Here is a 25,328-nt window from a genome sequence, read left to right as displayed (position 1 = left end):
TGCCGTCATCCGTAGGCCGCAGCGAGAACCCGTCGTGCACCCTTTTTTTGAAATGCTGTTGGCGGTGTTTGATCGCGCCGCGCTGATGTTGATCTGTCTGTTTTTTCTGACCCGCACCCGGCTGTTCCGCCAACTGCTGCAAAAAGAAGACCATACGCCGCTCGAGCTCGGCATCGTCACGGCGATCTTCTCGCTGTTCGCGCTGTTCAGCACCTACTCCGGCATCAACGTTGAGGGATCGCTGGTCAACGTGCGCGTCATCGCCATCATGGCCGGCGGCATCCTGTTCGGCCCCTGGGTGGGGATCGTCACCGGCATCATCGCCGGGGTGCACCGCTATCTGATCGACATCGGCGGCATCACCTCGGTGCCCTGCCTCATCACCAGCATCATCGCCGGCATCAGCGCCGGCTACATCAACCTCAAGGTGAGAAAAGAGCAGCGCTGGCGCGCCGGCATCGTCGGCGGCATGCTGTGCGAATCCCTCACCATGCTGCTGATCGTGCTGTGGGCCAAGCCGACCGAGCTTGGGCTGGATATCGTGTCGCAGATCGCGCTGCCGATGATCCTCGGCACGGTGTGCATCGGCCTGATCGTGCTGCTGGTGCAGAGCGTCGAAGATGAAAAAGAGGTGATCGCCGCACGCCAGGCCAAGCTGGCGCTGGATATCGCCCACAAGACGCTGCCCTATTTCCGCAACATCAACAGCGAATCGCTGGCCACCATCTGCGATATCATCCGCCAGGACATCCGCGCCGACGCGGTGGCGATCACCGATACCCATCAGGTGCTGGCTTACGTTGGCGTGGGGCGCGAAGCCTACCCAATCGGCCGCGAAGGGCTGAGCCGCGTTACCCGCGAAAGCATTCGCCACGGCAAAATCATCATCAAAAACAACCTGGAAAACCCGGCCGCGCCGCAGATCCATTCGCAGCTGGTGGTGCCGCTGTGGGAAAAGGGCGAAGTAACCGGCGCGCTGAAAATTTACTACTGCCACGCTCACCAGATCACCAACACGCTGAAGGTGATGGCGGTCGGGCTGTCGCAGATCATCTCCACCCAGATGGAGGTTTCGCGCATCGAGCATCTGCGCCAGATGGCGGATAAAGCCGAAATGCGCGCGCTGCAGAGCAAGATTAACCCGCACTTCCTGTTCAACGCGCTGAACGCCATCTCTTCCTCTATCCGCCTGAATCCGGACACCGCGCGCCAGCTGATCATCAACCTGTCGCGCTACCTGCGCTACAACCTGGAGCTGAACGACGAACTGATCGATATCCGTAAGGAACTGCATCAGATTCAGGACTATATCGCCATCGAACAAGCGCGCTTCGGCGCCAAGCTGACGGTGATTTACGACATCGACGACGACGTCTCGGTGCGCATTCCGAGCCTGCTGATCCAGCCGCTGGTGGAGAACGCCATCGTGCACGGCATCCAGCCCTGCAAGGGTAAAGGGGTGGTGGTGATCGCGGTGAAAGATCAGGGCGATCGGGTGAAAATTTCGGTGAAGGATACCGGCCACGGCATCAACCAGGAAACCATCGACCGGGTGGCGCGCAACGAGATGCCGGGCCACAATATCGGCCTGCTCAACGTGCATCACCGCGTGTCGCTGCTGTACGGTGAAGGGTTGCATATCCGCCGCCTGGAGCCGGGCACCGAAATCGCGTTCTATATCAGCAAAAACGGCGGCAAGCTGCATCAGGAACCGAGCGCGCCGCCGGTCGGGGAGGCCTCATGAAAGCTATCATCGTGGAAGACGAATTCCTCGCGCAGGAAGAACTCAGCTACCTGATCAAGAAACACAGCAATATCGATATCGTCGCTACCTTCGAGGACGGCCTCGACGTTCTGAAATACCTGCAAACCCACCAGGTCGACGCCATTTTCCTCGACATCAACATCCCGTCGCTGGACGGCGTGCTGCTGGCGCAAAACATCAGCAAGTTCGCCCATCGGCCGTCTATCGTGTTCATCACCGCCTATAAAGAACACGCGGTGGAAGCCTTCGAGATCGAGGCGTTCGACTATATCCTCAAGCCCTATCACGAGGCGCGCATCGTCACCATGTTGCAAAAACTGGAGGCGCTGCATCATCGCCCCGCCGGCGCGGCGGAACCGACCAGCGCGCCGAGCCGCGGCAGCCACAGCATCAACCTGATCAAAGACGAGCGGATCATCGTTACCGACATCAACGACATCTATTACGCCGCCGCCGATGAAAAGGTGACGCGGGTCTATACTCGCCGGGAAGAATTCGTGATGCCGATGAACCTCACCGAGTTTTACGGCCGGCTGCCGGAAGAGCATTTCTTCCGCTGCCACCGCTCTTACTGCGTTAACCTGGCCAAGATCCGCGAGATCGTGCCCTGGTTCAACAATACCTACATTCTGCGGCTGAGCGATCTTGAGTTTGAAGTGCCGGTCAGCCGCAGCAAGGTGAAAGAATTTCGCAAGCTGATGCGCCTGTAAGCGCTTACCAGCGCGGGCCCGGACGGTAGTAATAGCCGGGCGGCGGTGGTGGCGGCATACGGTAATGCGGCCGATCTCGCCAGTCGCGCCGCGGCGGCCCGTAGTAAATCACCCGTGGCGGCGGGCCATAATAGTACCCGCGCGAACGTTCATACCGGTGATGATCGGCCCACCAGCGCGGATCGCGCCAGCGATAGCCGTCCCAGTAGTGGCCGCGATGATCGCGATCGCCGATATGCAACGACAGGCCCGGCACGTTCACGCCGATGGAGACGTCGGCCTGGCTCGCCAGCGGCAGCGCCAGCAGCGCAGCCAGTAACAACAGCGTTTTTTTCATTTCATGGACTCCTGCAGAGCGGACCTCGTCCGATCGCAGATAACATAGTCCCGCGCTCGCCGCCGCTCTATAGGCGCAATGCCGATTTACGCCTTGCAGACGCATCCTTCACAATTTCACCACAATCGTTCACCGGCGATTAACAATAAATCGTTGATATCTTTGATGTAGATCACGTGTTACTCCCGGCATTTCACGCGCTTTTAGGCGTAAAAACGGCAACTCACGCCGTATAAAATGCATTTCATTCCTTCTGCCGTGCAATTCATTCCCGATCCGCCGTCCGCCGGGGGGGCTGGCCATATAATAAGCCCAGACCGCGGGAACACAGATTCACCCCGCAAATTTCAGCCAGCGGCTCACGCCCGGCAACGCACACACAGGAAGGAGACCGGCCATGAACACCAAACCGGCAAATCGCAGCTTAATCGTTCTCGGCACCATCATCTGTCAGATGGGTCTGGGCACCATCTACACCTGGAGCCTGTTCAACCAGCCGCTGGTCGACAAGTTCCACTGGGGACTGGCGGACGTCGCCACCACCTTCTCCATCACCAGCTTCTTCCTGGCCTTCGCCACGCTGTTCGCCGGCAAGCTGCAAGAGCGCTTCGGCATCCGCAACCTGACGCTGTGTTCCGGCATCCTGGTCGGCCTGGGCCTGATCGCCAGCGCCCATGTCAGCTCGCTCGACATGATCTACCTGCTGGCCGGCGTGGTGGTGGGCTTTGCGGTCGGTATCGCCTACATCTCCACCCTGTCCAACCTGATTAAGTGGTTCCCGGCCAACAAAGGCCTGATTTCCGGCATCTCCGTCGGCGCCTTCGGCAGCGGCAGCCTGCTGTTCAAATACGTCAACGCCGCCCTGATCGCCGACGTCGGCGTTTCAGGCGCCTTCTTCTACTGGGGTGCCATCGTGATGGGCCTGATCGTCGTCGGCTCCCTGTTGCTGAAAGAGCCGGTGCTGGCAACCAGCGCCGCACAGCCAGGCGCCAACGGTCTGGGCAACGACTTCAGCGTGCGCCAGATGCTGGCCACCAAAGAAGCTTACCTGCTGTTCACCATCTTCTTCGCCGCCTGCATGAGCGGTCTGTACCTGATTGGCATCGTGAAAGACATGGGCGTTCAGCTGGCCGGGATGGATTTGGCCACCGCCGCCAACACCGTGTCCGCCGTCGCCATCTTCAACACCGCCGGCCGCATCATTCTGGGTACGCTGTCTGATAAAGTAGGCCGTATGCGCGTCATCAGCTTCACCATGCTGGTTACCGTGCTGGCGATTGTCGCGCTGAGTTTCATGACCCTGAACCACACGCTGTTCTTCATCTGCGTTGGCGCGGTGGCCTTCTGCTTCGGCGGCAATATCACCGTGTTCCCGGCGATTGTCGGCGACTTCTTCGGCCTGAAGAACCACAGCAAGAACTACGGCATCATCTATCAGGGCTTCGGCCTGGGCGCGCTGGCCGGTTCGTTCGTCGCCAAATACTTCGGCGGCTTCCACGCCACCTTCATGGTGATTGGCGTCCTGTCTGCCGCTTCTTTGCTGATTACACTGTTCATCAAAGCGCCGAAAGCGGTGGAAATGGAAAGCGAAGAAACCGCACAGGCGGCGGAGCTGGCCAAAGCCTGATCCCCTGCGAAAACGACAAGGGGCGCAACCTGCGGGTTGCGCCCCTTTTTTATTGCCCCGCCGCGCGGCTTACAGCCGCATGCCCAGCGTCTGGCGCAGATGCGCGCCGGCCCCCAACAGGCCCGGCTGGCCATGGGTTATCATGAACACCGGAATGTCTCGCACATAGTCACGGAAACGCCCTTTGTCTTCGAAGGCGGCGCGGAAGCCCGAGGCCTTGAAGAATTCCATAAAGCGCGGCACGATGCCGCCGGCGATGTACACACCGCCGAAGGTGCCCAGATTCAGCGCCAGGTTGCCACCGAAGCGCCCCATGATCACGCAAAACAGCGACAGCGCGCGGCGGCAGTCGATACAGCTGTCGGCCAGCGCCCGCTCAGTGATGTCCTTCGGCTCCAGTTTCCCCGGCAGGCGGTTGTCCGCCTTGACGATGGCGCGATACAGATTGACCAGGCCCGGCCCGGACAGCACGCGCTCGGCGGAAACGTGCCCCACTTCACCGCGCAGCACCTCCAGAATAATGTCTTCTTCTTCGCTGTTCGGCGCGAAATCAACATGGCCGCCCTCGCCCGGCAGGCTGACCCAGCGGCGATCGACCTGCACCAGGTGGGCGACGCCCAGCCCGGTGCCGGCGCCGTACACCGCGATCGGTTTGCCCGGCTGCGCATCGCCGCCGCCAAACTGCAGCACGTCGTCCGGCGAGAGCATCGGGATCGCCATCGAGACGGCGGTGAAATCGTTGATCACTTCCAGGTGACTCAGCCCCAGGCTGGCCTTCATTTCTTTGATCGAGAACGCCCAGCTGTGATTGGTCATCGCGACCCAGTCTTCGGTCACCGGGCAGGCGATCGCAATACAGGCGTCCTGCACCTCGATCTCGCACTCTTTCAGGTATTGGCGGATCACCGCCTCCAGGCTGTCGAACTCCAGGCCGGAATAGGTTTTCGCCTGGGTAATCTCACCCGTCGCAACAGTGCACAACGCCAGGCGGGCATTGGTGCCGCCAACATCACCCACGAGGGCATAGGTCATTGATTTCGTCTCCGCAAAATGAAAAATAAAACGCTGCCCACACTGTAAAATCCTGCTGCGAAAACAACAATCACCCGCCTCGGATCTGCACCTCAATAGCGATCCGGATCACAAAAAACGTTTCAGCTTGTCCGCTATGCCGCGATTTGAAACAAATTGCGGCAAAAAACGCCCCCCGGCGACTGTTAACCGTCATCGCCGCCGGGCAATATCAATGCGTGCCTGCGCGCCGATAGTCTGGCAAGCTGTGGCCACTGCCCAACCACCCGCACTCCCTGCCCCGCAGGGAGGCATCGACAAGGGATTATTCATGCTGCATCCGCGCGCCAATGCCATGTTGGCCTTTGCTTTGCCTGCGCTGATTATCGGTTCCGTTTCCAGTCTGGTGCTGCTGTTGGTGATGAAAATTGCCGCCGCATTGCAGCAATTACTGTGGGTGACGCTGCCCGATGCGCTGAGCCTGGACGCCCAGTCGCCCTGGTGGCCGGTTGCGATGCTGACGCTGACCGGCGTGGCGGTCGGCCTGATCGTGCGTTATATGCCGGGTCACGCCGGGCCGGATCCGGCGACGGAATCGCTGATCGGCATGCCGCTGCCACTCTCCGCCTTGCCGGGGTTGGGGTTGGCGCTGATTGTCGGCCTGGCCGGCGGCGTCAGTCTGGGGCCGGAGAACCCGATCACCGCCATCAACATCGCACTGGTGGCGGCGGCCGGCGCGCGCCTGCTGCCGAAGGTGCCGCGCATGGACTGGATCATCCTGGCGGCGGCAGGCACCATCGGCGCAATGTTCGGCACACCGGTCGCCGCCGCGCTGATCTTTTCGCAAACCCTGGCCGGCAATAACGAAACGCCGCTGTGGGATCGGCTGTTCGCCCCGCTGGTGGCTGCCGCCGCCGGCGCGGTCACCACGCAGATGTTCTTCGTGCCCAATTTCGCCCTGCAGCTCGATGCCTACGACGTGACGCGGCTGCCGGACATTTTCAGCGGCGCCATCGTGGCGCTGATCGCCATCGCGCTCGGCATGGTGGCGCTGTGGTGTTTCCCGCACGTTCACCGCCTGTTCCATTCAATGAAGAATCCGGTGTTGATGTTAGGGCTGGGCGGCTTTGTGCTGGGCCTGCTGGCGCTGTTGGGCGGAGAGATTACCCTGTTCAAGGGGCTGGATGAGATGAAACGCCTGGCGGTGGACGACAGCTATTCGGTGCCGGCGCTGTTGACCATTACCCTGACCAAGCTGGCGGCGCTGGTGATCGCCGCCGCCTGCGGTTTTCGCGGCGGGCGCATCTTCCCGGCGGTGTTCGTCGGCGCGGCGCTGGGCCTGATGCTGCACCAGCATGTTCCGGCGGTGCCGGCGGCGATCACCGTCTCCTGCGCCATCATGGGGCTGGTGCTGGTAGTGACGCGCGACGGCTGGCTGAGCCTGTTTATGGCGGTGGCGGTGGTGCCGGATCTGCACCTGCTGCCGGTGTTGTGCATCGTGATGCTGCCCGCCTGGCTGGCGCTGGCGGGCAAGCCGCTGATGCTGGTAAACCGCCGGCAACCGCCGCGCGACGATTAGGCCAGCGCGAACGCCGCGGCGGCGCGGGCGTGGATTGCAGTGGTGTCGAACACCGGCACCGACGCATCCCGCTCGCTCACCAGCAAGCCTATTTCGGTGCAGCCGAAAATAATCCCCTGCGCCCCCTGTTGTTCCAGATCGCTGATAATCCGGCGATACTCGTCGCGCGAGGCGTCGCGAATTTTACCGAGGCACAGCTCGTCATAGATGATGCGGTGTACGATGTCGCGATCGGCGCTGACCGGCGTCACCACGTCGATGCCGTGCAATTCCTGCAGGCGGCCGCGGTAAAAGTTTTGCTCCATGGTAAAGCGCGTGCCCAGCAGCCCAACGCGGCAAATGTTTTTTTCCCGCACCTGCAGCGCCGTGGCATCGGCGATGTGAATCAGCGGCAGACCGCTGGCCTGCTCGACCGCCTCCGCCACCTTGTGCATGGTGTTGGTGCAGATCACGATAGCTTCGGCGCCGGCGGCGCGCAAAGCCACCGCGGCGGCGGCCAACAGCCGACCGGCGCCGTCCCAATCGCCCTGGTGCTGCAAGCGCTCAATCTCCTGGAAATCGACGCTGTAGAGCACGATTTTGGCCGAATGCAGCCCGCCAAGGCGCGCCTTTACCTGCTCGTTGATGGTGCGGTAATACGGAATGGTGGATTCCCAGCTCATGCCGCCCAGCAGACCCAACACTTTCATCCTTCGTTCCTCAGCATTTCCGACGATCCTCTGACCTTACCTGAGAATCGTCGGTCTGACGACGCCTTATTTGGCGCCGGAATTGATCGGCTGGCGCGCCTCGAACCAGCGCTGACGCAGCATGTCGTACAGCCAGTTATAGGCCATGGTGTACGGCAGGAAGAACAGGAAGAAACCGATTTCCAGCATAAACGCCTGCGTCCAGGAGATGCTCAGCATCCAGGCGGCGATCGGCACGCCGATCAGGATAAAACCGGCTTCAAAGCCGACGGCGTGCAGCGCACGCACCTTCAGGTTACGCACCACCCGGCTGACCGGCCACAGGCGGTCGAACACCGTGTTGTAAACCATGTTCCACAGCATCGCGACGGTGGAGAGCATTACCGCCAACGCACCGACCTGCACCATTGAACGGTTCAGCAGCCACGCGCCCAGCGGGGCGCAAACCATCACGGCGATGGCCTCGAAACCGACGGCGTGGACGATACGTTCAATGAGAGACTTGTTTTGCAGTTGCATACATCACCTTTTTTTCAACAGTTGTTGCGAAAGCCAGGTGATTATCATCGCTTTTTTGGGTAGATTAAAAATAGATTCCATCGATAAAGTAGATAGATCATGCACTATTCCCCGGAAGCGTTGCACGCGTTTGTCGAAGCCGCCGCCCTCGGCTCGTTTTCCGCCGCCGCGCGCAAACTGCGCAAAAGCCAATCCACCATCAGCACCGCCATCGCCAATCTGGAAGCCGACCTGGCGCTGACCCTGTTCGATCGCGGCGCGCGCCAGCCGGTGCTCACCGCTGCCGGCCGCAAAGTGCTGGGACATGTGCAGGCGATCCTGGCCGCCAGCGAACGCCTCGACGCCCTGAGCATTCAGTTGGCGGGCGAGGTTGAACCGCGCCTGAGCATGGTGTTTTCCGATACCTACCAGCCCAAGCATCACGATCGGTTGATGCAACTGTTCGAACAGCGCTACCCGGAGATTGAGCTGGAATGGATGATCGCTGAGGAAGGCGACGTAATCGATCTGCTGCAAAGCGGCCGCGCGCATTTGGGCATGGTGGAAGTGCAAAAAAGTTATCCGCCGGATATCGCCTTCTCCCGGCTGCCTGAGCAGACCGAAATGGGGCTGTTCGTCGCCCATCAGCATCCGCTGGCGCAGGTCGCTGCGCCGACGCCGGAGCAATTGTCCAGCACCCGCCAGTTGATCCTGAACACCTACACCGGCGCCGAGGCGGCCAGACAAGGCGGGCTGGTCTGGTCGGCACCCAGCTATCTGCTGTTGCTCGAGATGGCGGAACAGGGATTCGGTTGGGCGGTGTTGCCGCACTGGTTGGTGCAGCAATACGGCCACGGCAGGCTCACCCAGCTGCGGCCGCGCGGCTGGCCCAAACTGATTTCGGTGGATGCGGTCTGGTCCAAACTGACCCCGCCGGGCCCGGCGGGGTTCTGGATGCTGGAGCGCCTGCTGGGCGACACCCTGCCTTAAGCGGCGGCGTTGCGCGCCTGAATGGCGCGAGAGACGGTATCGAGGAGTTCCGGAATGTCCATCTTCGGCAGCATCACTTCGATGAAGGCCAGCCGCTCGTCGCCCGCTACCTCGCGCAGCGCCTGACGCAATCCGTCCGGATCGCTGACCCGCAACGCCTTCACCGGCCGATCACCGGCCAACGCCTTCGGCAACTGCGTCCAGTTCCAGCGCGCGATATCGTTATAACTTTGCTCCGGCCCGTGGATCGCGCGCTCAACGGTATACCCCTGATTGTTCAACACGAAGATCACCGGTTTAAGCCCGTCGCGCAGCATCGATCCCAGTTCCTGCACGGTTAACTGCGCGGCGCCGTCGCCGATCAGCAATACTGCCCGGCGCTGCGGTTCGGCGGTCTGCACGCCGAACGTCGCCGGCAGGGTATAGCCGATCGATCCCCAGAGCGACTGTACGATCAGACGGCAGCCACGCGGCAACGTCAGCGCCGCCGCGCCGAAACAGGCGGTACCCTGATCGGCCAGCACGATATCCCCCGGCCGCAGGAAATCCTGTACTTGCCGCCAGAAGGCGTGCTGATCCAGCCCTTCCCCATCGCCTTCCGGCAGCGCCGGGCGGACGATCGGCGGCAACGGCCAACGCGACGCCAGCGACAGGCTCAGGCGGTGCAATGCCTGCACCGCCTCGCGCATCGGAATGCGGCTAAAGCGCTGCCGCCCGACCCAGGCTTCGAACGGTTGAATATCGATGCATTTTTCCACCGGCAGGTGATGCGTGAACCCCGCGGTAATGGTGTCGGTCAAGCGTACGCCGACGTTGATCACCACATCCGCGTTTTCGATCAATTGTTTCACCGCCGGATCGCTGGCGCCGCCGCAGTAGGTACCGACAAAACCGGCGCGATTCTCGTCCAGCAGGCCCTTGCCGAGCAACAGCGTCGCATGCGGCATATCGACCTCCTGCAGCCACTCGTCCAGCGCCGCTTCGGCGCCGAAGCGATCGGCCAGGAAGTCCGCCAGCAGCGACACCCGCCGTGCCGACAGCAGCTTTTCGCGCGCCGCGGCGATAAACGCCTGCAATGCGCTCTGCGACAGTTTGGCCTGGCGCAGCATCAGCGGCGCCGGTTTACTCGGCAGCGGCGCCTGCGCGACGTCGCTGGGCAACATCAGGTAAACCGGGCGATGCTCCAGCAAGGCGGCGCCGATCAGGCGGTCTATCTCCAGCGCAGCGTTGTCGGCGGTCAGGTCGGCCTGCGCGACGGTCACCTCTTTGGCTATCCGGGCGAAATGAGTGAAGTCGCCATCCCCCAGCGAATGATGCAGCAAATCACCGGCGCGCTGGGCGCGCTGCGCCGGCGTGCCAACCACGTGGATCACCGGCAGGTATTCGGCGTAGCTGCCGGCCACCCCGTTCAACGCGCTCAGCTCCCCCACGCCGAAGGTGGTGAGCAGCGCGGCCGCCGGTTTGCAGCGCGCATAGCCGTCAGCCGCATAGGCGGCGTTCAACTCGTTGGCGCAGCCTACCCAGGTGATTTGCGGATGCGCGAGGACGTGATCGAGAAATTGCAGGTTGTAATCCCCCGGCACGCCGAAGAAATGACGGATGCCGATTTGGGCCAGACGATCGAGCAGATAATCGGCCACCGTATAGGTCTGAGTCATGATCATCACCTGTCTGCAGCTGAAGCGATTATCTTAATTATCGAAGATGCCGTTCAAATTTCGAACAATCATCCCGGCATCGAACGGCAACCTGGCGTTACATGCCGGCGTCGTGATCGCTCCCGCGGCAACGCGGTGTGGAAACGTATACACTCAAAGCACTTCACCTTTCGCCGACAAGGATAACTATGTCTTACCCAGCCTCCCCCTCGCGTTATCAAGCTATGGAATACCGGCGCTGTGGCCGCAGCGGGCTGAAGCTGCCCGCCGTCTCACTCGGCCTGTGGCACAACTTCGGCGACGCCACTTTGTACGACAACGCCCGTACCCTGATCCGCTGCGCCTTCGATCGCGGCATTACCCATTTCGATCTGGCCAATAACTACGGCCCGCCGCCCGGCGCCGCCGAGGAGAACTTTGGCCGCATTCTCAACGCCGATCTGCGGGCCTGGCGCGATGAGCTGATCGTCTCCTCCAAAGCCGGTTACACCATGTGGCCCGGCCCCTACGGTGATTGGGGCTCGAAAAAGTACCTGGTCGCCAGCCTCGATCAGAGCCTGAGGCGCATGGGGTTGGAGTATGTGGATATCTTTTATCATCATCGGCCGGATCCGGACACGCCGCTGGAAGAAACCATGGCGGCGCTGGATCTGCTGGTGCGCCAGGGCAAAGCGCTGTATGTCGGCCTGTCCAACTACCCGGCCGAGCGCGCGCGACAGGCCTTCGACATTCTGCAGCAGCTCGGCACGCCGTGCGTGATCCACCAACCGAAGTATTCGATGTTGGAACGCGGGCCGGAGACGGCGTTGCTGGATACGCTGGAAGAACATGGCGTCGGCTCTATCGCCTTCTCGCCGCTGGCGGGCGGCCTGCTGACCGATCGCTACCTGCACGGCATCCCGCAAGATTCTCGCGCCGCCAGCGGCAGCCGCTTCCTGCAGCCGGAGCAGCTGACCGCCGAGCGACTGGACAAGGTGCGCCGCCTCGATGCGCTGGCGCGGCAACGCGGGCAGAAGCTGTCGCAGATGGCGCTGGCCTGGGTGCTGCGCGGCGATCGCGTGACCTCAGTGCTGATCGGCGCCAGCAAGAATGCGCAGATAGAAGACGCGGTGGGCATGCTGGCCAATCGTCACTTCAGTGAAGAAGAGCTCGCGCAGATCGAGAACATCTTATTGTAATCGTTTACAAATTCCGCCGTTCAATCGAGCGGCGATACTCCAGAAAAATCTCAAATCTTAACCTCCTGCATCATTTTCAGAGTGGCTCTCAGATTCAACCCTATACGCCGGCGCTATGATGCCGATATTGCAGCAAAAATAACGATAAGGCCGCTTTTAAACTGATGAACGCGCTTCATAAAGTGACAAACGGCCAGGCCGCGCAAGCGGGAAGGAGAAGCCATGTTTAAACCTCTGCTCTTGGCCGCCATTTTGGCGGCGACGGTACTGCCCGCCGCACAGCATGCGCATGCCGAAGGGATCAGCATCGATCTGATGCCGGGCGTTTCATTGCGCATCGGCGATCAGGATAACCGCGGCCGCTATTGGGATGGTTACGATTGGCGGGATCGCGACTGGTGGCAAGGCCATCAGGGCCGTTATCTCGGCGACCGCAGCCGTCGCGGTTACTACTGGGACGGCTATCGCTGGCGCGATGGCGACTACTGGCGTAAACACTATTACTATCATGAAGGACGCTATCGTAAATACGACAAACACTACGATAAGCACCACTGGAAGAAAGAGAAAAAGCACCATCACGATCATGACCGCGATCGCTGGCGCCGCCACGGCGATGACGACCGCGATTAACAACGACGGGCCGGCGCAACGCCGGCCCGCACTGTTTTCGCTTACAGCACGCTGCCGATCAACAGGTAGCCGTTCAATCCCACCACCACCAGTACGATCAGCTTGCCCAGATTTTGCACCAGCGGGCCGTTGACCATTTCCCCCATCAGCGCCCGATTGCCGGTGAAAGCCAGCAGCGGCACCAGCGCCAGCGCAATGCCGAAGCTGAGCAGCACCTGGCTCAGCACCAGAATGCGCGTCGCATCCATCCCCAACATGATGACGATAAACGACGGCAGCATGGTCACCGCGCGCCGCAGCCACAGCGGAATATGGAAACGCACGAACCCCTGCATCACCACCTGCCCCGCCAGCGTGCCCACCACGGTAGAAGAGAGGCCGGCGGCCACCAGGCTCAGGCCGAACACGGTGGCGGCGGCGTGCCCGAGCAGCGGTTGCAGCGTCAGGTAAGCCACGTCGAGATCGGCGATGCCGCTGTGGCCGCTGAAATGAAACGCGGCGGCGGCGGTGGCCATCATCGCCAGATTAACGAAACCGGCGATGGTCATAGCCACGGCGACGTCGACTTTGGTGGCGGCATAGCGTTCCGCCTTGTCGTGCTCGCCGCCGATTTGGGTGAGCGACGAATGCAGATAGATCACGTGCGGCATGATGGTGGCGCCCAATACCCCGGCAGCCAGGAATACCGCATCGCCGTTAGGCAAATCGGGCAGCGCCATCCCCTTCAGCAGCGGCGCCAACTGCGGCTGGGAGAACGCCAGCTCGACGATGTAAGCGGCGGCGACGAACAACAACAGCCCACCGATCACCAGCTCCAGTGGCTTTTGCCCGCGTTTTTGCAGCATCAGAATTAAAAAGGTGGCGATGCCGGTCAGCACTGCGCCCTGCAACAGAGAGACACCGAGCAGCAGCTTGAAGCCGATCGCCGCGCCGATAAACTCAGCCAGATCGGTCGCCATGGCGATGATCTCCGCCTGTACCCAATAGGCCCACACCGCCGGCCGCGGAAAGCGATCGCGAATATGCTCGGCCAGATTTTTTCCGGTGGCGATGCCCAGCTTGGCGGACAACAGCTGGATCAGCATCGCCATCACGTTGGCCCAAACCACCACCCACAGCAGGCTGTAGCCGAATGAGGCGCCGGCCTGGATATTGGTGGCGAAGTTGCCGGGATCGATATAGCCGATAGCGGCGATAAAGGCGGGCCCCATGAGCGAGAGTTTGATTTTTCTGGCGGAGCGACCGGAGGTGGTTTCAACCACGCGACTGTTCAGCATATGTTGAACCCTTACTGAAATTACGTTTATCTCCACTCTATATAAATGATAATAATTATCAAGCGCATTTAGAGCGGTAAAACTTATCTCTGTAATAGCCAACATTAACGGTTTTATCGAAGGGTTCAGCGCGGAGCTTGCCGATTTCCGTGCTTTTCTGATGGGATTTTGGCTGCAATACCCCTGAAAGACAGGTTAGCACAAGAATACGAATTTCCTATTGCTGCTTTAACATCTTGATTTTTTATGCTTTTGCGCAACACTTTAGGAGAACTCCCACTATGATTTTCCATATTTGCAATAGAAGTCTCGTTTTTAAACGTAGCGTTACATAAAATGACAGCCGAAATTCAGCCTGCCTCAAATTTGGAGCAAACATGTCCCATATTGCGCACTTTGCGTTGGCGATAGTGGTGGTAGCGATCCTGGCCCTGTTGGTGTGCCGCGATCGTAAAAGCATCCGCATTCGCTATGTTATTCAACTACTGGTTATCGAAGTACTGCTGGCCTACTTTTTCCTGCATTCGGAAGCGGGTTTGGGCTTCGTAAAAGGATTCGCCGCGCTGTTTGACAAACTGCTCGGGTTTGCGGGACAAGGGACTGATTTCGTGTTCGGCGGCATGGGCGACAAAGGCCTGGCGTTCTTCTTCCTGAAGGTGCTGTGCCCGATCGTCTTCATTTCGGCGCTGATCGGTATTCTGCAGTACATCAAGGTGCTGCCGTTCATCATCCGCATTATCGGCACCGTGCTGTCGAAAGTGAACGGCATGGGCAAGCTGGAGTCGTTCAACGCCGTCAGCTCGCTGATCCTGGGCCAATCCGAAAACTTCATCGCCTACAAGGATATCTTGGGCAAGATGTCGGAAAAGCGCATGTACACCATGGCGGCGACCGCGATGTCTACGGTTTCCATGTCCATCGTCGGCGCCTATATGACCATGCTGGACGCCAAATTCGTGGTGGCGGCGCTGGTATTGAACATGTTCAGCACCTTTATCGTGCTGTCGCTGGTCAACCCGTACGACACCAATAAAGAAGAAGAGCTGCACCTCGGCAACCTGCACGAAGGCCAGAGCTTCTTTGAAATGCTGGGTGAATACATCCTGGCGGGCTTCAAAGTAGCGATTATCGTCGCCGCGATGCTGATTGGCTTCATCGCCCTGATCGCCGCGCTCAACGGTGTGTTCAGCGCCATTTTCGGCCTGAGCTTCCAGGAAATCCTCGGTTACTTCTTCTATCCGTTCGCCTGGATCATGGGCATTCCTAAGCACGAAGCCCTGCAGGTCGGCAGCATCATGGCCACCAAGCTGGTTTCCAACGAATTCGTGGCCATGATGGAACTGCAGAAAGTCTCTGCCGAGCTGTCGCCGCGCAGCCTGGGGATCCTGTCGGTGTTCCTGGTGTCCTTCGCCAACTTCTCTTCCATCGGCATCGTGGCCGGTGCGATCAAGGGCCTGAACGAACACCAGGGCAACGTGGTGTCACGCTTTGGCCTGAAGCTGGTGTACGGCTCTACGCTGGTCAGCATCCTGTCCGCTTCCATCGCGGGTCTGGTGCTGGGCTAAGCCTCGAACCGACTGCGATAACAAGGCGCCTGCGGGCGCCTTTTTTATTGGCCGGCATTCGGCGAAGGTTAAATGACACAAAGCAAAAAGCCGACCCTAAGGTCGGCTTTTTAAATGGTGGTGGAGCTAGACGGGATCGAACCGTCGACCTCTTGCATGCCATGCAAGCGCTCTCCCAGCTGAGCTATAGCCCCACAAAAGTGGTACGCTTTGACCGGCGTTACGGTATCCTCAACCTTTCTGAGAAGAAGGTTGGTGGAGCTAGACGGGATCGAACCGTCGACCTCTTGCATGCCATGCAAGCGCTCTCCCAGCTGAGCTATAGCCCCGTTCCACAATCACTTTGTGCTGTGAACGGGGCGCATAATATGAAACCCGCTCAAAGCTGTCAACGGCTAAATTGAATTACTGAATCAAGCGTTGAAAAAGCCGCCAAATCAGCATCTTTGGCGCCAAAAAATCATCACTTTGTGCAGAGTTCATCCATTTTGCGCGCTACATCTCAAAATGGCGAAAGACCCTGCATATCACGTTGATTTTTAATTAACAGAATGTTAGCGAAATGCGCTTGAGTCGGACTCCCGAGCGGCATAGACTGCCCGCGCCATAAACTTCATTACTATAAACCGAGTCCGTCATGTCTTTGCATTCACCAAAAGAAATCGCCGCCCTCGCCGTTCAGGCCGGGGTAAACAAAAGCCGCACCCCGCTCGCTAATCTGCTGATTCTGGGCTTTCTCGCCGGCGCCTTTATCGCCACCGGCTTTCTGCTGGATATTCACGTCATCGGTACCCTGCCGGCCGAATGGGGCTCTTTCGGCGCGCTGTTGGGCGCCGCGGTGTTCCCGATCGGCCTGATCCTGACCATTCTGGCCGGCGGCGAGCTGCTGACCGGCAACATGATGACCTTGCCAATGGCCTGGTTCGCTCGTGAAATCCCCGCCATCGCCGTGCTGCGCAACTGGTTTTGGGTCACCCTGGCCAACCTGGCCGGCAGCGTGGCCGTCGCCTACTTTTTCGGCCACCTGCTGGGCCTGACCGAAGGCGCGTTTTTGCATAAGACGCTGGCGATCGCGCAGGCCAAAGTGGATGCGGACTTCCTGCACGCCTTCATCTCCGGCGTCGGCTGCAACTGGCTGGTGTGCCTGGCGGTGTGGTTAGCCTTCGCCAGCAAGGATGTGCCGGGCAAAGTGATCGGCATGTGGTTCCCGGTCATGGCTTTTGTCGCCATCGGTTTCCAGCACGTGGTGGCGAACATGTTCATCATCCCGGCGGCCATCTTCGCCGGCGGCATGGGCTGGGAGCAGTACCTGCCTAATTTCGTCGCGGTATTTCTCGGCAATGCGCTGGGCGGCGCCGGCTTTGTCGGGCTGATGTATTTCCTCGCCTATCGCCCCGGTTTGCCGGCCAGCGAACACGCCTGACAACCGCCATGAAAAAAGCCCCGGGATTGCTCCTCGGGGCTTTTGCTTTATGGCGTAGCAGCGAATCAGGCTTGCGCTTCGCGCTCGGCGATATAAGCCAGCGCCATGTCGATGCGCTGCAGCGAACGCTTCTGGCCGATCGCATGCACGGTCACGTCCATGCCCGGCGACTGGCCGGCGCCGGTCACCGCGACGCGCAGCGGCATGCCGACTTTGCCCATGCCAACACCCAGCTCATCCGCCGTGCCCTGAATGGCGTCATGCACGTTTTCCGGCGTCCAGACGGTGATGGCGGCCAGCTTGGCGCGCACAGCTTCCAGCGGCTGACGCGCCACCGGACGCAGGTGCTTCTTGGCCGCGTCGGCGTCGAACTCGCTGAAGTCTTCGTAGAAGTAACGGCAAGACTCCGCCATCTCTTTCAGCGTTTTGCAGCGCTCGCCCAGCAGCTTGACGATATCCTTCAGTTCTGGCCCGTTGCGGGTTTCAATGCCCAGTTGCTCAACGTGCCATGCCAGATGCACCGCCACTTCTTCCGCCGGCATATGGTTGATGTAGTGATGGTTCAGCCACTGCAGCTTCTCGGTGTTGAAGGCGCTGGCGGATTTGTTGATCGCTTCCAGCGTGAAGAACTCTTTCATCTCGTCGATGGAGAAGATCTCCTGATCGCCGTGGGACCAGCCCAGACGCACCAGGTAGTTCAGCAGCGCCTGCGGCAGATAGCCGTCGTCGCGGTACTGCATCACGCCCACGGCGCCGTGACGTTTGGACAGCTTTTTACCGTCGTCGCCGAGGATCATCGACACGTGCGCGTATTCCGGCACCGGCGCGCCCAGCGCTTTGAGAATGTTGATCTGGCGCGGGGTGTTGTTGATGTGGTCTTCACCGCGGATCACATGGGTGATTTCCATGTCCCAGTCATCGACGACGACGCAGAAGTTATAGGTTGGCGAACCGTCGGTGCGGCGGATGATCAGATCGTCCAGCTCCTGGTTGCTGAATTCGATCGGGCCGCGAATTTTATCGTCGAAGATCACCGACCCTTCCTGCGGGTTGCGGAAGCGCACCACGTGCGGTTCGTCGTCGGTGTGGCTGCACTGGCTGTCGCGGCAGTGGCCGTCGTAACGCGGCTTTTCGCCATTTTCCATCTGCTTCTCGCGCAGCGCTTCCAGACGTTCCCTGGAGCAATAGCATTTATAGGCCGTGCCCTGCTCCAGCATCTCATCGATGACCGCGTTGTAGCGATCGAAACGCTTGGTCTGGAAATACGGGCCTTCATCCCAATCCAGGTTCAACCAGTTCATGCCATCCATAATTGCGTCGATCGCGTCCTGGGTAGAACGTTCCAGATCGGTATCTTCGATACGCAGAACGAACTCACCGCCCGCATGGCGGCTGAACAACCAGGAATAAAGTGCGGTACGCGCGCCGCCGACGTGAAGATAGCCGGTCGGGCTCGGTGCAAAACGGGTTTTGATTTTCATTGGGTTCACTGCCTTATTACGCAACGCGTGTCGGCGGTTGCCGACGATTGCTCGGAATTGAAAAAAGAGTGGACGACATTGTATCACCACGCGCTAATTCCTCAACGCCGACACGATATTGCGCCGGTCGATTTCGCGCGTTTTGCGGCGAGTTTCGCATAGCATCGCGCAAAGAATCGGCGCTGCTGGCGATTATTATCGCGCCCTGCCTAAATTTGCGGCGAACGATTGAAATCATTTTAAAAACCGTTGACTCACTTTGAACTATCCCTATAATGCGACTCCAACAAGACGGGGCGATTAGCTCAGTTGGTAGAGCATCTCCTTTACACGGAGGGGGTCGGCGGTTCGAGCCCGTCATCGCCCACCATCTTGTTGAGAAAAAATGAGAACGAATGAGGGTGATTAGCTCAGTTGGTAGAGCATCTCCTTTACACGGAGGGGGTCGGCGGTTCGAGCCCGTCATCACCCACCATCATTCTCTCGTTTAGCAGTAACCTGGAAGTCCTGAAGTGGGTGATTAGCTCAGTTGGTAGAGCATCTCCTTTACACGGAGGGGGTCGGCGGTTCGAGCCCGTCATCACCCACCACATCTGCGGGTCGTTAGCTCAGTTGGTAGAGCAGTTGACTTTTAATCAATTGGTCGCAGGTTCGAATCCTGCACGACCCACCAATTCAGAAAAAAGCGCCTTTTGGCGCTTTTTTCGTTTCTGCGCCACCTGCTCCCGACTTCATCTTCTCGCAGGCATAGTTTACCGAGTCGTGCAGGATGAAGAACCGTAGAGGTTCGAGCATCGCGCAGCGATACGACAACGCGCAGCGTTGCCCGCAGGGTGAGGCCACAGGCCGAATCAATCCTGCACGACCCACCAATTCAGAAAAAAGCGCCTTTTGGCGCTTTTTTCGTTTCTGTCACTCCGCTTCTTCTTTCTATTCTTTCCTTCACCACGCGCTGAGATACGAATGGTTATCATTTTGGCGGCTTGAATGGTAAATTAGCCGGCATCCACCACGCAGCCAATCCGCCGCCGGATTGATACGCCTTAGTTCAAGGAAAGAAAGAGCCCGCTCATGACCCTATCCTTACGCCAGCTGTTCATTGCATTTATCGCCACTTCCAGCCTGTTGCTCAGCGGCTGCGGCCCGGACGACAAGAGCGACGGACAGCAACCGTCCGCCCCCGCTGCCGACGGCAGTTGGCCGCGCACCATCGACAGCGTCAAAGGGAAGTTCACGCTGGAAAAACCGCCGCAGCGCATCGTGTCCACCAGCGTCACCATCACCGGCACGCTGTTGGCTATCGACGCCCCGGTGGTCGCCAGCGCCGCCACCAGCCCAAATCCCCTGGTGGCCGATAAACAAGGTTTCTTTACCCAGTGGAGCGAGGTGGCCAAACAGCGCCACGTCGAGCGGCTGTACCAGGTGGAGCCCAATGCCGAAGCCGTCGCCGCCGCCGCGCCGGATTTGATCGTCGTCGCCGCGACCGGCGGTGATTCGGCGTTGAAACTTTATGACCAGCTGTCCGCCATTGCGCCGACGCTGGTGCTCGACTATGGCGACAAAAGCTGGCAACAGCTGGCCAGCGAGCTCGGCGAGATCACCGGTCATGAAGCCGGCGCCAAACAGGCGGAAGATCGTTTCGAGCAGCGCGTGGAGCAAGTGAAACAGGCGATCGCGCTGCCGCCACAGCCCACCACTCCGCTGGTGTATGCCGACAACGGCCGCGAGGCCATGCTGTGGACGCCGGGTTCCGCCCAGGGCAAACTGCTGACCCAGCTCGGCTTCCAGCTGGCCACCCCGCCGGAAAGCGCCAAAGGCAACACCAGCATGGGTAAACGCCATGACATCATCCAGATCTCCGGCGAAAAAATGGCCGAAGGCCTGAATGGCAAAACCCTGATCCTGTTCGCCACCAATGAGCGCAAAGTGCAAGAGGTGCTGACCAACCCGTTCCTCAAACATCTGGAGCCGGTGGAACAGCGGCACGTCTACGCCGTCGGCAACGACACCTTCCGCCTCGATTACTACAGCGCCACCAACATGCTGAATCAAATCGAACGGTTGTTCAAAAAGCCCTGAATCACGCCGTCGGCAGGTCAGCCCCCTGCCGACACTTGCAGCAAGCGGGGCGAACGTTCACATTCAATCAATTGAAATATCAATAGTTATTAACATCGTCAACGCACCTTTGCCACCAACCGGCGGGTGCATGCGGGCGTAAACTCGTGCTACTATTGCCCCCGCATGAACGCAAATAACAATGAGAATAAAAATCATACAGGAGTTACCGGTGTGAACGTACCCACTCCGACTGAGCGGACGCTTTCGTCCGCACCGCACGCAGCTTACGCCAGTGGCTTCAAACGCATCGCCGGGTTCGGTATCGGTTTGGCGCTGTTGCTGCTGTGCATCATGGCCAGCCTGATGCTGGGTTCCAAAGCCATCCCCTTCCATACCGTCTGGCTCAGCCTGCAGGGCGCCGCGAGCGGTTCCGACAGCACCATCATTCTCAATGCCCGGGTGCCCCGTACGCTGGCGGGCATCCTGGCCGGCATGGCGCTCGGCGCCGCCGGCGCGCTGATTCAGGCGCTGACGCGCAACCCGCTGGCCGATCCCGGCGTGCTCGGCATCAACGCCGGCGCCAGCTTCGCCGTGGTCATCGGCATCATGTTTTTCGGCGCCGCCACCACCGAAAGCTACATGGCCTACGCCTTTGCCGGCGCAGCCCTCACCACCCTGCTGGTCTACCTGATCGGCACGCTGGCGGGCGGGCGCATCAACCCGGTGCGGCTGACGCTGGCCGGCGTGGCGATCGGCGCGGTGCTGCTCGGCATCACCACCGGGCTGTCGCTGATCGATCCGCAAACCTTCGACCAACTGCGCTTCTGGCAGGCCGGCACGCTGGATATCCGCACGCTGTCCACGCTGCCGGTGACCGCCCCCGCCATTTTGCTCGGCTGCCTGCTGACGCTGCTCATCGCCCGGCCGCTGAATACCATCGGTATGGGGGAAGATCTGGCTATCGCACTCGGCGCGCGCGTGGTGCTGACTCAGGTGATCGCGGTGATCGCCATCACGCTGCTGTGCGGCGCGGCAACCGCCACCGTCGGCCCAATCAGTTTCATCGGCCTGATGGTGCCGCATATCGCCCGTTGGTGGGTCGGCCCCGACCAGCGCTGGATCCTGCCCTACTCCATGCTGCTGGCGCCGATTTTACTGCTGTGCGCCGACGTGGTCGGCCGCTTGCTGGCGGCCGGTGAGCTGCGGGTTTCCATCGTGGCGGCCTTCATCGGCGCGCCGGTGCTGATCTGGCTGGTGCGCCGCAAGAAAACGCTGGGGGGTCTGTGATGAGTCTGCCGCATACGCTGCATATCGGCCGCCCGGACGGCGTCATCAACGGGCGCCTGCCGCTGCGCCTGCTGCTGGTCAACCTTTCACTGTTGGCGCTGTGTCTGGCGATGGCCGTCGCCGCCCTGTGCTACGGCACGCTGCAACTTTCGCTGGAGCAGGTTTTTGCCGCGCTGACCGGCGAGGCGCCGAAAAACCTGGTGACCGTAGTCACCCAATGGCGCTTGCCCCGCATCGCCATGGCGCTGTTGTTAGGCGCCGCGCTCGGCATGAGCGGCGCCATTTTCCAGTCAATTATCCGCAACCCGCTCGGCAGCCCGGACGTGATCGGCTTTAACATGGGGGCTTACACCGGCGCGCTGATCGCCATCACCCTGTTCAACGGCGGCTACTATTACATCGCCGGCGGCGCGCTGGCCGGCGGCATTCTCGCCGCGCTGGCCATCTATCTGCTGGCCTGGCGGCAAGGCATCGCCGGCTTCCGGTTGATCATCGTCGGCATCGCCATCAGCGCGGTGCTGGTCTCCACCAACACCTGGCTGATCATCACCGCTTCGCTCGAGCGCGCCATGGACGCCGCCATGTGGCAGGCCGGTTCGCTCAACGGCATGACCTGGCAAAAAGCCCAGCCCGCCACGGCGTTCATCGTGCTGGCGGCCGCGGCCGCGCTGCTGATGGGCAAACGGCTGCAGCTGCTGGAAATGGGCGATGACACGGCGCGCGCGCTGGGCGTTAACGCCGAAGGCAGCCGGCTGTGGCTGATGCTGTTCGGCGTCACCCTCACCGCCGCCGTCACCGCCACCGCCGGGCCGATTTCCTTTATCGCGCTGGCGGCGCCGCAGATCGCCCGTCGCCTCGCCGGCCAATCCTCGGTCACCCTGACCTCCTCGGCGCTGATGGGCGCGGCGTTGCTGCTCGGCGCCGACGTGGTGTCCCAACATCTTTTCGCGCCGATCCAACTGCCGGTCGGGGTTGTGACCGTCTGCATCGGCGGCCTGTACCTGATTTGGCTGCTCATCCGAGAGGCCCGCAGATAATGAAGAGTGATAATGCCATGAGCCACCGCCTGCACGCCTCGCACCTGAAGCTGGGCTACGACAATAAAATCATCGCTGACGATCTGAGCGTGGCGATCCCCGACGGCGCCTTCACGGTGATCGTCGGGCCGAACGCCTGCGGCAAATCGACGCTGTTGCGCGCCCTGTGCCGCCTGCTGAAACCCAGCGCCGGCGAGGTGATGCTGGACGGCAAGAACATCAGCAGCTTCGCCACCAAGGCGCTGGCGCGCGAGCTTGGGCTGCTGCCGCAAACTTCGATCGCGCCGGACAGCATCACCGTGGCGGACCTGGTGTCGCGCGGCCGCTATCCGCACCAAAGCCTGCTGAAACAGTGGACGCAGGCCGACAAACAGGCGGTGGAAGCCGCCATGGCGGCCACCAACGTCAGCCAGCTGGCGGATCGCAGCGTCGACGAGCTGTCCGGCGGGCAGCGTCAGCGCGTCTGGGTGGCGATGGCGCTGGCGCAGCAAACCCCGCTGCTGCTGCTGGATGAGCCGACCACCTATCTGGACATCGCGCACCAGATCGAGCTGCTGGATCTGTTCCGCCAGCTCAACCGCGAGCGCGGTCAAACCCTGATCGCGGTGCTGCACGATCTCAACCACGCCTGCCGCTATGCCGACCATATCATCGCCATGCGCGACGGCAAGATCGTGGCGGAAGGGAAACCGGCGGAGATCATCACCGCCGAACTGGTGGAGCGGGTGTTCGGCATGCCGTGCATGATCATCGACGATCCGCTGTCCCACACGCCGCTGGTGATCCCGCGCGGCCGCTACCACTGCGACGCGCCGCAGGCATGAAAAAGGCCGGGTTAACCCGGCCTCTTGGTTACTTCTCCAGCGACACCTGTTTGAAGATGTGTTTGCCGAATGGGTCTATCTCGTAGCCTTTCACTTCCTTGCGCACCGGTTCGAAGATGGTCGAGTGCGCGATCATCAGCGCCGGCATCTGATCGTGCATCATCACCTGCGCCTGCTGATACATCGCCACCCGTTTGGCGTGATCGTTCTCCTCGCGCGCCTGCAGGATCAGCTGGTCGAACGGTTTGTAGCACCATTTCGCCGAGTTGGAGCCGCCGAGCGAAGCGCAGGTGAACAGCGGGCCGAAGAAGTTGTCCGGATCGCCGTTGGCGGTGGTCCAGCCCATCAGCGCGGTCTGGTGCTCGCCGTTTTTAATCCGCTGCAAATACTCGCCCCACTCGAAGGTGACGATTTTGGCGCGCACGCCGATCTTGGCCCAGTCGGCCTGGATCATCTCCGCCATGCGCTTGGCGTTGGGGTTATAGGGCCGCTGCACCGGCATCGCCCAAAGATCGATATCGAACCCCTGCCCCAGCCCGGCCTCCTGCAGCAGCTGCTTCGCCCGCTCCGGCGAATACGGATAATCTTCAAGCTGCGCGTTGCTGCCCCATTGGGTCGGCGGCAGCAGATTCTTGGCCGGCTGGCCGGCGCCGTGGAACACCGCGTCGATGATCGCCGGCTTGTTGACAGCCAGCGCCAACGCCTGGCGCACCTTGACGTTATCCAACGGCTTCTTCTGGGTGTTGAACGCCAGGAAGCCGATATTCAGGCCGGATTTTTCCATCACCTGCAGGTTGCCGTCCTGCCGCATGCGCGCCAGATCCGCCGGGTTGGGGAACGGCATCACCTGGCACTCGTTCTTTTGCAGTTTGGCGTAACGCACCGTCGCATCCGGCGTGATCGAGAACACCAGCCGATCGATCTTCGGTTTGCCTTCCCAGTAGCGGTCGAACGCCTTGTAGAGGATTTTTGCGTCCTTCTGGTACTGCACCAGCTGGAACGGCCCGGTGCCGATCGGATCGTTGTCCACCCGCTGCGGCGTGCCGGCCTTCAGCATCGCGTCGGCATATTCCGCCGATAAAATGGTGGCAAAATACATGCCCAGATCGGCGACGAACGGCGCCTCGGCGCGGGAGAGCTCAAAGCGCACGGTGTGGTCATCCACCTTGACGATCCGGTCGATCAGCGTGCCGAACTCCATCGACTCGAAGTTGGTGTAGGCACCGTTGGAGACCTTGTGATACGGGTTGTTGGCGTCCTTCTGGCGCATAAACGAGAAGATGACGTCATCGGCGTTGAAATCGCGGGTGGGGGTAAAATATTTATTGCTCTGGAATGCCACGCCCTTGCGCAGGTGGAAGGTATAGCGCTTGCCGTCTTCGCTGACCTCCCAGCTTTCCGCCAGGCTGGGTTGCAGCTCGACGGTACCGGGTTTGAAATCCACCAGCCGGTTATAGATCGCCGCCGAGCTGGCATCCACCGTGGTGCCGGAGGTGAACAGCTGCGGGTTGAAGCCTTCCGGCGAGCCTTCAGAACAGTAGACCAGCGTATTGGCCCGCGCGCCGCCGGCAATCGCCAACGCCAGCAGCCCGATCGTTATTGCTTTTCTTTTCATTGCGCTATCCCCAGTGGTGAAAAAACAGCCCAACGGATAGCAATAAATCATGCAGTTAGCGATGTAAAGGACAAATTCCGCGC

Annotated in this window: 21 protein-coding genes, 6 tRNA genes and 1 other RNA gene; 18 read left to right on the top strand and 10 right to left on the bottom strand. The window is 60.5% G+C overall.

What is annotated here, in order from left to right:
- Positions 1 to 52 precede the first annotated feature (52 nt).
- Both AC2CGQ_RS01965 and AC2CGQ_RS01960 read left to right on the top strand, forming a co-directional pair.
- Complete coding sequence (locus tag AC2CGQ_RS01965; protein WP_033632451.1) at positions 53 to 1,744, top strand: sensor histidine kinase; 1,692 nt, start codon at positions 53 to 55, stop codon at positions 1,742 to 1,744.
- On the top strand, positions 1,741 to 2,475 hold the full coding sequence (locus AC2CGQ_RS01960; RefSeq protein ID WP_004936341.1) for a LytR/AlgR family response regulator transcription factor: 735 nt from the start codon (positions 1,741 to 1,743) through the stop codon (positions 2,473 to 2,475). The genes AC2CGQ_RS01965 and AC2CGQ_RS01960 overlap by 4 nt, the downstream gene beginning before the upstream one ends.
- 4 nt (positions 2,476 to 2,479) lie before the next feature.
- Here the strand turns inward: AC2CGQ_RS01960 and AC2CGQ_RS01955 are convergent, their stop codons facing one another.
- Entirely contained in the window at positions 2,480 to 2,812 is a 333-nt protein-coding gene (locus tag AC2CGQ_RS01955) for a DUF2502 domain-containing protein (RefSeq protein WP_033632450.1), read from the bottom strand.
- A gap of 397 nt (positions 2,813 to 3,209) precedes the next feature.
- On the opposite strand from AC2CGQ_RS01955, the gene AC2CGQ_RS01950 reads away from it, so the two are divergent.
- Positions 3,210 to 4,439 carry an L-lactate MFS transporter gene (locus tag AC2CGQ_RS01950; protein ID WP_004936347.1) on the top strand — a complete coding sequence of 410 codons (1,230 nt, stop codon included), beginning with the start codon at positions 3,210 to 3,212 and terminating at the stop codon, positions 4,437 to 4,439.
- A 69-nt stretch (positions 4,440 to 4,508) separates the two neighbouring features.
- Here AC2CGQ_RS01950 and glk read toward each other — a convergent pair whose 3' ends face one another.
- On the bottom strand, positions 4,509 to 5,471 hold the full coding sequence (gene glk, locus AC2CGQ_RS01945; protein ID WP_172574868.1) for a glucokinase: 963 nt from the start codon (positions 5,469 to 5,471) through the stop codon (positions 4,509 to 4,511).
- Between the two features lie 310 nt (positions 5,472 to 5,781).
- Here glk and AC2CGQ_RS01940 point away from each other — a divergent pair, with 310 nt between their 5' ends.
- Positions 5,782 to 7,029, top strand: a complete 1,248-nt coding sequence (locus AC2CGQ_RS01940) for an ion channel protein (RefSeq protein ID WP_021505606.1) — start codon at positions 5,782 to 5,784, stop codon at positions 7,027 to 7,029.
- On the opposite strand, the gene AC2CGQ_RS01935 is transcribed toward AC2CGQ_RS01940, so the two are convergent.
- Complete coding sequence (locus AC2CGQ_RS01935) at positions 7,026 to 7,718, bottom strand: aspartate/glutamate racemase family protein (protein ID WP_015378654.1); 693 nt, start codon at positions 7,716 to 7,718, stop codon at positions 7,026 to 7,028. The two genes, AC2CGQ_RS01940 and AC2CGQ_RS01935, sit on opposite strands and share 4 nt — an antisense overlap.
- A 66-nt stretch (positions 7,719 to 7,784) precedes the next feature.
- A complete protein-coding gene (locus tag AC2CGQ_RS01930; protein WP_004936357.1) occupies positions 7,785 to 8,237 on the bottom strand; it encodes a multidrug/biocide efflux PACE transporter in 453 nt (150 codons plus the stop codon).
- Positions 8,238 to 8,336: 99 nt separating this feature from the next.
- On the opposite strand from AC2CGQ_RS01930, the gene AC2CGQ_RS01925 reads away from it, so the two are divergent.
- Positions 8,337 to 9,206, top strand: a complete 870-nt coding sequence (locus AC2CGQ_RS01925; RefSeq protein WP_044030749.1) for a LysR family transcriptional regulator — start codon at positions 8,337 to 8,339, stop codon at positions 9,204 to 9,206.
- Here AC2CGQ_RS01925 and AC2CGQ_RS01920 read toward each other — a convergent pair.
- Positions 9,203 to 10,864: an alpha-keto acid decarboxylase family protein gene (locus tag AC2CGQ_RS01920; protein WP_075686008.1), complete on the bottom strand. Its 1,662-nt coding sequence runs from the start codon at positions 10,862 to 10,864 to the stop codon at positions 9,203 to 9,205. The two genes, AC2CGQ_RS01925 and AC2CGQ_RS01920, sit on opposite strands and share 4 nt — an antisense overlap.
- Before the next feature lie 188 nt (positions 10,865 to 11,052).
- On the opposite strand from AC2CGQ_RS01920, the gene mgrA reads away from it, so the two are divergent.
- Positions 11,053 to 12,042, top strand: coding sequence for an L-glyceraldehyde 3-phosphate reductase (gene mgrA, locus AC2CGQ_RS01915; protein WP_076740563.1), 990 nt, complete (start codon positions 11,053 to 11,055; stop codon positions 12,040 to 12,042).
- A 222-nt stretch (positions 12,043 to 12,264) separates the two neighbouring features.
- Complete coding sequence (locus tag AC2CGQ_RS01910; protein WP_103085537.1) at positions 12,265 to 12,675, top strand: DUF2502 domain-containing protein; 411 nt, start codon at positions 12,265 to 12,267, stop codon at positions 12,673 to 12,675.
- Between the two features lie 41 nt (positions 12,676 to 12,716).
- On the opposite strand, the gene AC2CGQ_RS01905 is transcribed toward AC2CGQ_RS01910, so the two are convergent.
- Positions 12,717 to 13,952 (bottom strand): Nramp family divalent metal transporter, encoded by a 1,236-nt coding sequence (locus AC2CGQ_RS01905; protein ID WP_004936371.1) that lies wholly within the window; start codon positions 13,950 to 13,952, stop codon positions 12,717 to 12,719.
- Positions 13,953 to 14,329: 377 nt separating this feature from the next.
- Here AC2CGQ_RS01905 and AC2CGQ_RS01900 point away from each other — a divergent pair, with 377 nt between their 5' ends.
- Positions 14,330 to 15,517, top strand: a complete 1,188-nt coding sequence (locus AC2CGQ_RS01900) for a NupC/NupG family nucleoside CNT transporter (protein WP_004936373.1) — start codon at positions 14,330 to 14,332, stop codon at positions 15,515 to 15,517.
- A 118-nt stretch (positions 15,518 to 15,635) separates the two neighbouring features.
- On the opposite strand, the gene AC2CGQ_RS01895 is transcribed toward AC2CGQ_RS01900, so the two are convergent.
- Both AC2CGQ_RS01895 and AC2CGQ_RS01890 read right to left on the bottom strand, forming a co-directional pair.
- Positions 15,636 to 15,711 (bottom strand) — tRNA-Ala (locus AC2CGQ_RS01895).
- Between the two features lie 59 nt (positions 15,712 to 15,770).
- Positions 15,771 to 15,846: transfer RNA gene (locus AC2CGQ_RS01890), tRNA-Ala, on the bottom strand.
- 308 nt (positions 15,847 to 16,154) lie between these two features.
- On the opposite strand from AC2CGQ_RS01890, the gene AC2CGQ_RS01885 reads away from it, so the two are divergent.
- Complete coding sequence (locus AC2CGQ_RS01885) at positions 16,155 to 16,940, top strand: formate/nitrite transporter family protein (RefSeq protein ID WP_484593436.1); 786 nt, start codon at positions 16,155 to 16,157, stop codon at positions 16,938 to 16,940.
- Positions 16,941 to 17,005: 65 nt separating this feature from the next.
- Here the strand turns inward: AC2CGQ_RS01885 and gltX are convergent, their stop codons facing one another.
- Positions 17,006 to 18,421 carry a glutamate--tRNA ligase gene (gene gltX / locus AC2CGQ_RS01880; RefSeq protein ID WP_004936379.1) on the bottom strand — a complete coding sequence of 472 codons (1,416 nt, stop codon included), beginning with the start codon at positions 18,419 to 18,421 and terminating at the stop codon, positions 17,006 to 17,008.
- A 294-nt stretch (positions 18,422 to 18,715) separates the two neighbouring features.
- Here gltX and AC2CGQ_RS01875 point away from each other — a divergent pair.
- The 9 genes from AC2CGQ_RS01875 to AC2CGQ_RS01835 all read left to right on the top strand — a co-directional run bounded on the left by AC2CGQ_RS01875 (position 18,716) and on the right by AC2CGQ_RS01835 (position 23,630).
- Positions 18,716 to 18,791 (top strand) — tRNA-Val (locus AC2CGQ_RS01875).
- A gap of 29 nt (positions 18,792 to 18,820) precedes the next feature.
- Positions 18,821 to 18,896 (top strand) — tRNA-Val (locus AC2CGQ_RS01870).
- A 39-nt stretch (positions 18,897 to 18,935) separates the two neighbouring features.
- Positions 18,936 to 19,011 (top strand) — tRNA-Val (locus AC2CGQ_RS01865).
- Between the two features lie 7 nt (positions 19,012 to 19,018).
- A tRNA-Lys gene (locus AC2CGQ_RS01860) sits at positions 19,019 to 19,094 on the top strand.
- A gap of 75 nt (positions 19,095 to 19,169) precedes the next feature.
- Positions 19,170 to 19,293, top strand: a non-coding RNA gene (locus AC2CGQ_RS01855) — RtT sRNA.
- 199 nt (positions 19,294 to 19,492) lie between these two features.
- Complete coding sequence (fepB, locus tag AC2CGQ_RS01850; RefSeq protein WP_049278047.1) at positions 19,493 to 20,500, top strand: Fe2+-enterobactin ABC transporter substrate-binding protein; 1,008 nt, start codon at positions 19,493 to 19,495, stop codon at positions 20,498 to 20,500.
- Positions 20,501 to 20,713: 213 nt separating this feature from the next.
- Complete coding sequence (gene fepD, locus AC2CGQ_RS01845) at positions 20,714 to 21,769, top strand: Fe(3+)-siderophore ABC transporter permease (RefSeq protein WP_015378660.1); 1,056 nt, start codon at positions 20,714 to 20,716, stop codon at positions 21,767 to 21,769.
- Positions 21,769 to 22,806 (top strand): iron-enterobactin ABC transporter permease, encoded by a 1,038-nt coding sequence (fepG, locus tag AC2CGQ_RS01840; protein WP_004936405.1) that lies wholly within the window; start codon positions 21,769 to 21,771, stop codon positions 22,804 to 22,806. The genes fepD and fepG overlap by 1 nt, the downstream gene beginning before the upstream one ends.
- A gap of 17 nt (positions 22,807 to 22,823) precedes the next feature.
- Positions 22,824 to 23,630 (top strand): ABC transporter ATP-binding protein, encoded by an 807-nt coding sequence (locus AC2CGQ_RS01835; protein ID WP_004936408.1) that lies wholly within the window; start codon positions 22,824 to 22,826, stop codon positions 23,628 to 23,630.
- A gap of 28 nt (positions 23,631 to 23,658) precedes the next feature.
- Here AC2CGQ_RS01835 and AC2CGQ_RS01830 read toward each other — a convergent pair whose 3' ends face one another.
- Positions 23,659 to 25,245: an ABC transporter substrate-binding protein gene (locus AC2CGQ_RS01830; protein WP_048324631.1), complete on the bottom strand. Its 1,587-nt coding sequence runs from the start codon at positions 25,243 to 25,245 to the stop codon at positions 23,659 to 23,661.
- Positions 25,246 to 25,328 lie beyond the last annotated feature (83 nt).

The sequence above is a fragment of the Serratia sp. DFXYC6 genome, assembly GCF_057196085.1.
This window is presented reverse-complemented; position numbering and strand designations above follow the sequence as displayed.

Bases quoted from the DNA above. Each gene is read 5' to 3' on its own strand.
- AC2CGQ_RS01965 (WP_033632451.1), top strand. From the start codon at position 53: ATGCTGTTGGCGGTGTTTGATCGCGCCGCGCTGATGTTGATCTGTCTG.
- AC2CGQ_RS01960 (WP_004936341.1), top strand. From the start codon at position 1,741: ATGAAAGCTATCATCGTGGAAGACGAATTCCTCGCGCAGGAAGAACTC.
- AC2CGQ_RS01955 (WP_033632450.1), bottom strand. From the start codon at position 2,812: ATGAAAAAAACGCTGTTGTTACTGGCTGCGCTGCTGGCGCTGCCGCTG.
- AC2CGQ_RS01950 (WP_004936347.1), top strand. From the start codon at position 3,210: ATGAACACCAAACCGGCAAATCGCAGCTTAATCGTTCTCGGCACCATC.
- glk (WP_172574868.1), bottom strand. From the start codon at position 5,471: ATGACCTATGCCCTCGTGGGTGATGTTGGCGGCACCAATGCCCGCCTG.
- AC2CGQ_RS01940 (WP_021505606.1), top strand. From the start codon at position 5,782: ATGCTGCATCCGCGCGCCAATGCCATGTTGGCCTTTGCTTTGCCTGCG.
- AC2CGQ_RS01935 (WP_015378654.1), bottom strand. From the start codon at position 7,718: ATGAAAGTGTTGGGTCTGCTGGGCGGCATGAGCTGGGAATCCACCATT.
- AC2CGQ_RS01930 (WP_004936357.1), bottom strand. From the start codon at position 8,237: ATGCAACTGCAAAACAAGTCTCTCATTGAACGTATCGTCCACGCCGTC.
- AC2CGQ_RS01925 (WP_044030749.1), top strand. From the start codon at position 8,337: ATGCACTATTCCCCGGAAGCGTTGCACGCGTTTGTCGAAGCCGCCGCC.
- AC2CGQ_RS01920 (WP_075686008.1), bottom strand. From the start codon at position 10,864: ATGACTCAGACCTATACGGTGGCCGATTATCTGCTCGATCGTCTGGCC.
- mgrA (WP_076740563.1), top strand. From the start codon at position 11,053: ATGTCTTACCCAGCCTCCCCCTCGCGTTATCAAGCTATGGAATACCGG.
- AC2CGQ_RS01910 (WP_103085537.1), top strand. From the start codon at position 12,265: ATGTTTAAACCTCTGCTCTTGGCCGCCATTTTGGCGGCGACGGTACTG.
- AC2CGQ_RS01905 (WP_004936371.1), bottom strand. From the start codon at position 13,952: ATGCTGAACAGTCGCGTGGTTGAAACCACCTCCGGTCGCTCCGCCAGA.
- AC2CGQ_RS01900 (WP_004936373.1), top strand. From the start codon at position 14,330: ATGTCCCATATTGCGCACTTTGCGTTGGCGATAGTGGTGGTAGCGATC.
- AC2CGQ_RS01885 (WP_484593436.1), top strand. From the start codon at position 16,155: ATGTCTTTGCATTCACCAAAAGAAATCGCCGCCCTCGCCGTTCAGGCC.
- gltX (WP_004936379.1), bottom strand. From the start codon at position 18,421: ATGAAAATCAAAACCCGTTTTGCACCGAGCCCGACCGGCTATCTTCAC.
- fepB (WP_049278047.1), top strand. From the start codon at position 19,493: ATGACCCTATCCTTACGCCAGCTGTTCATTGCATTTATCGCCACTTCC.
- fepG (WP_004936405.1), top strand. From the start codon at position 21,769: ATGAGTCTGCCGCATACGCTGCATATCGGCCGCCCGGACGGCGTCATC.
- AC2CGQ_RS01835 (WP_004936408.1), top strand. From the start codon at position 22,824: ATGAGCCACCGCCTGCACGCCTCGCACCTGAAGCTGGGCTACGACAAT.
- AC2CGQ_RS01830 (WP_048324631.1), bottom strand. From the start codon at position 25,245: ATGAAAAGAAAAGCAATAACGATCGGGCTGCTGGCGTTGGCGATTGCC.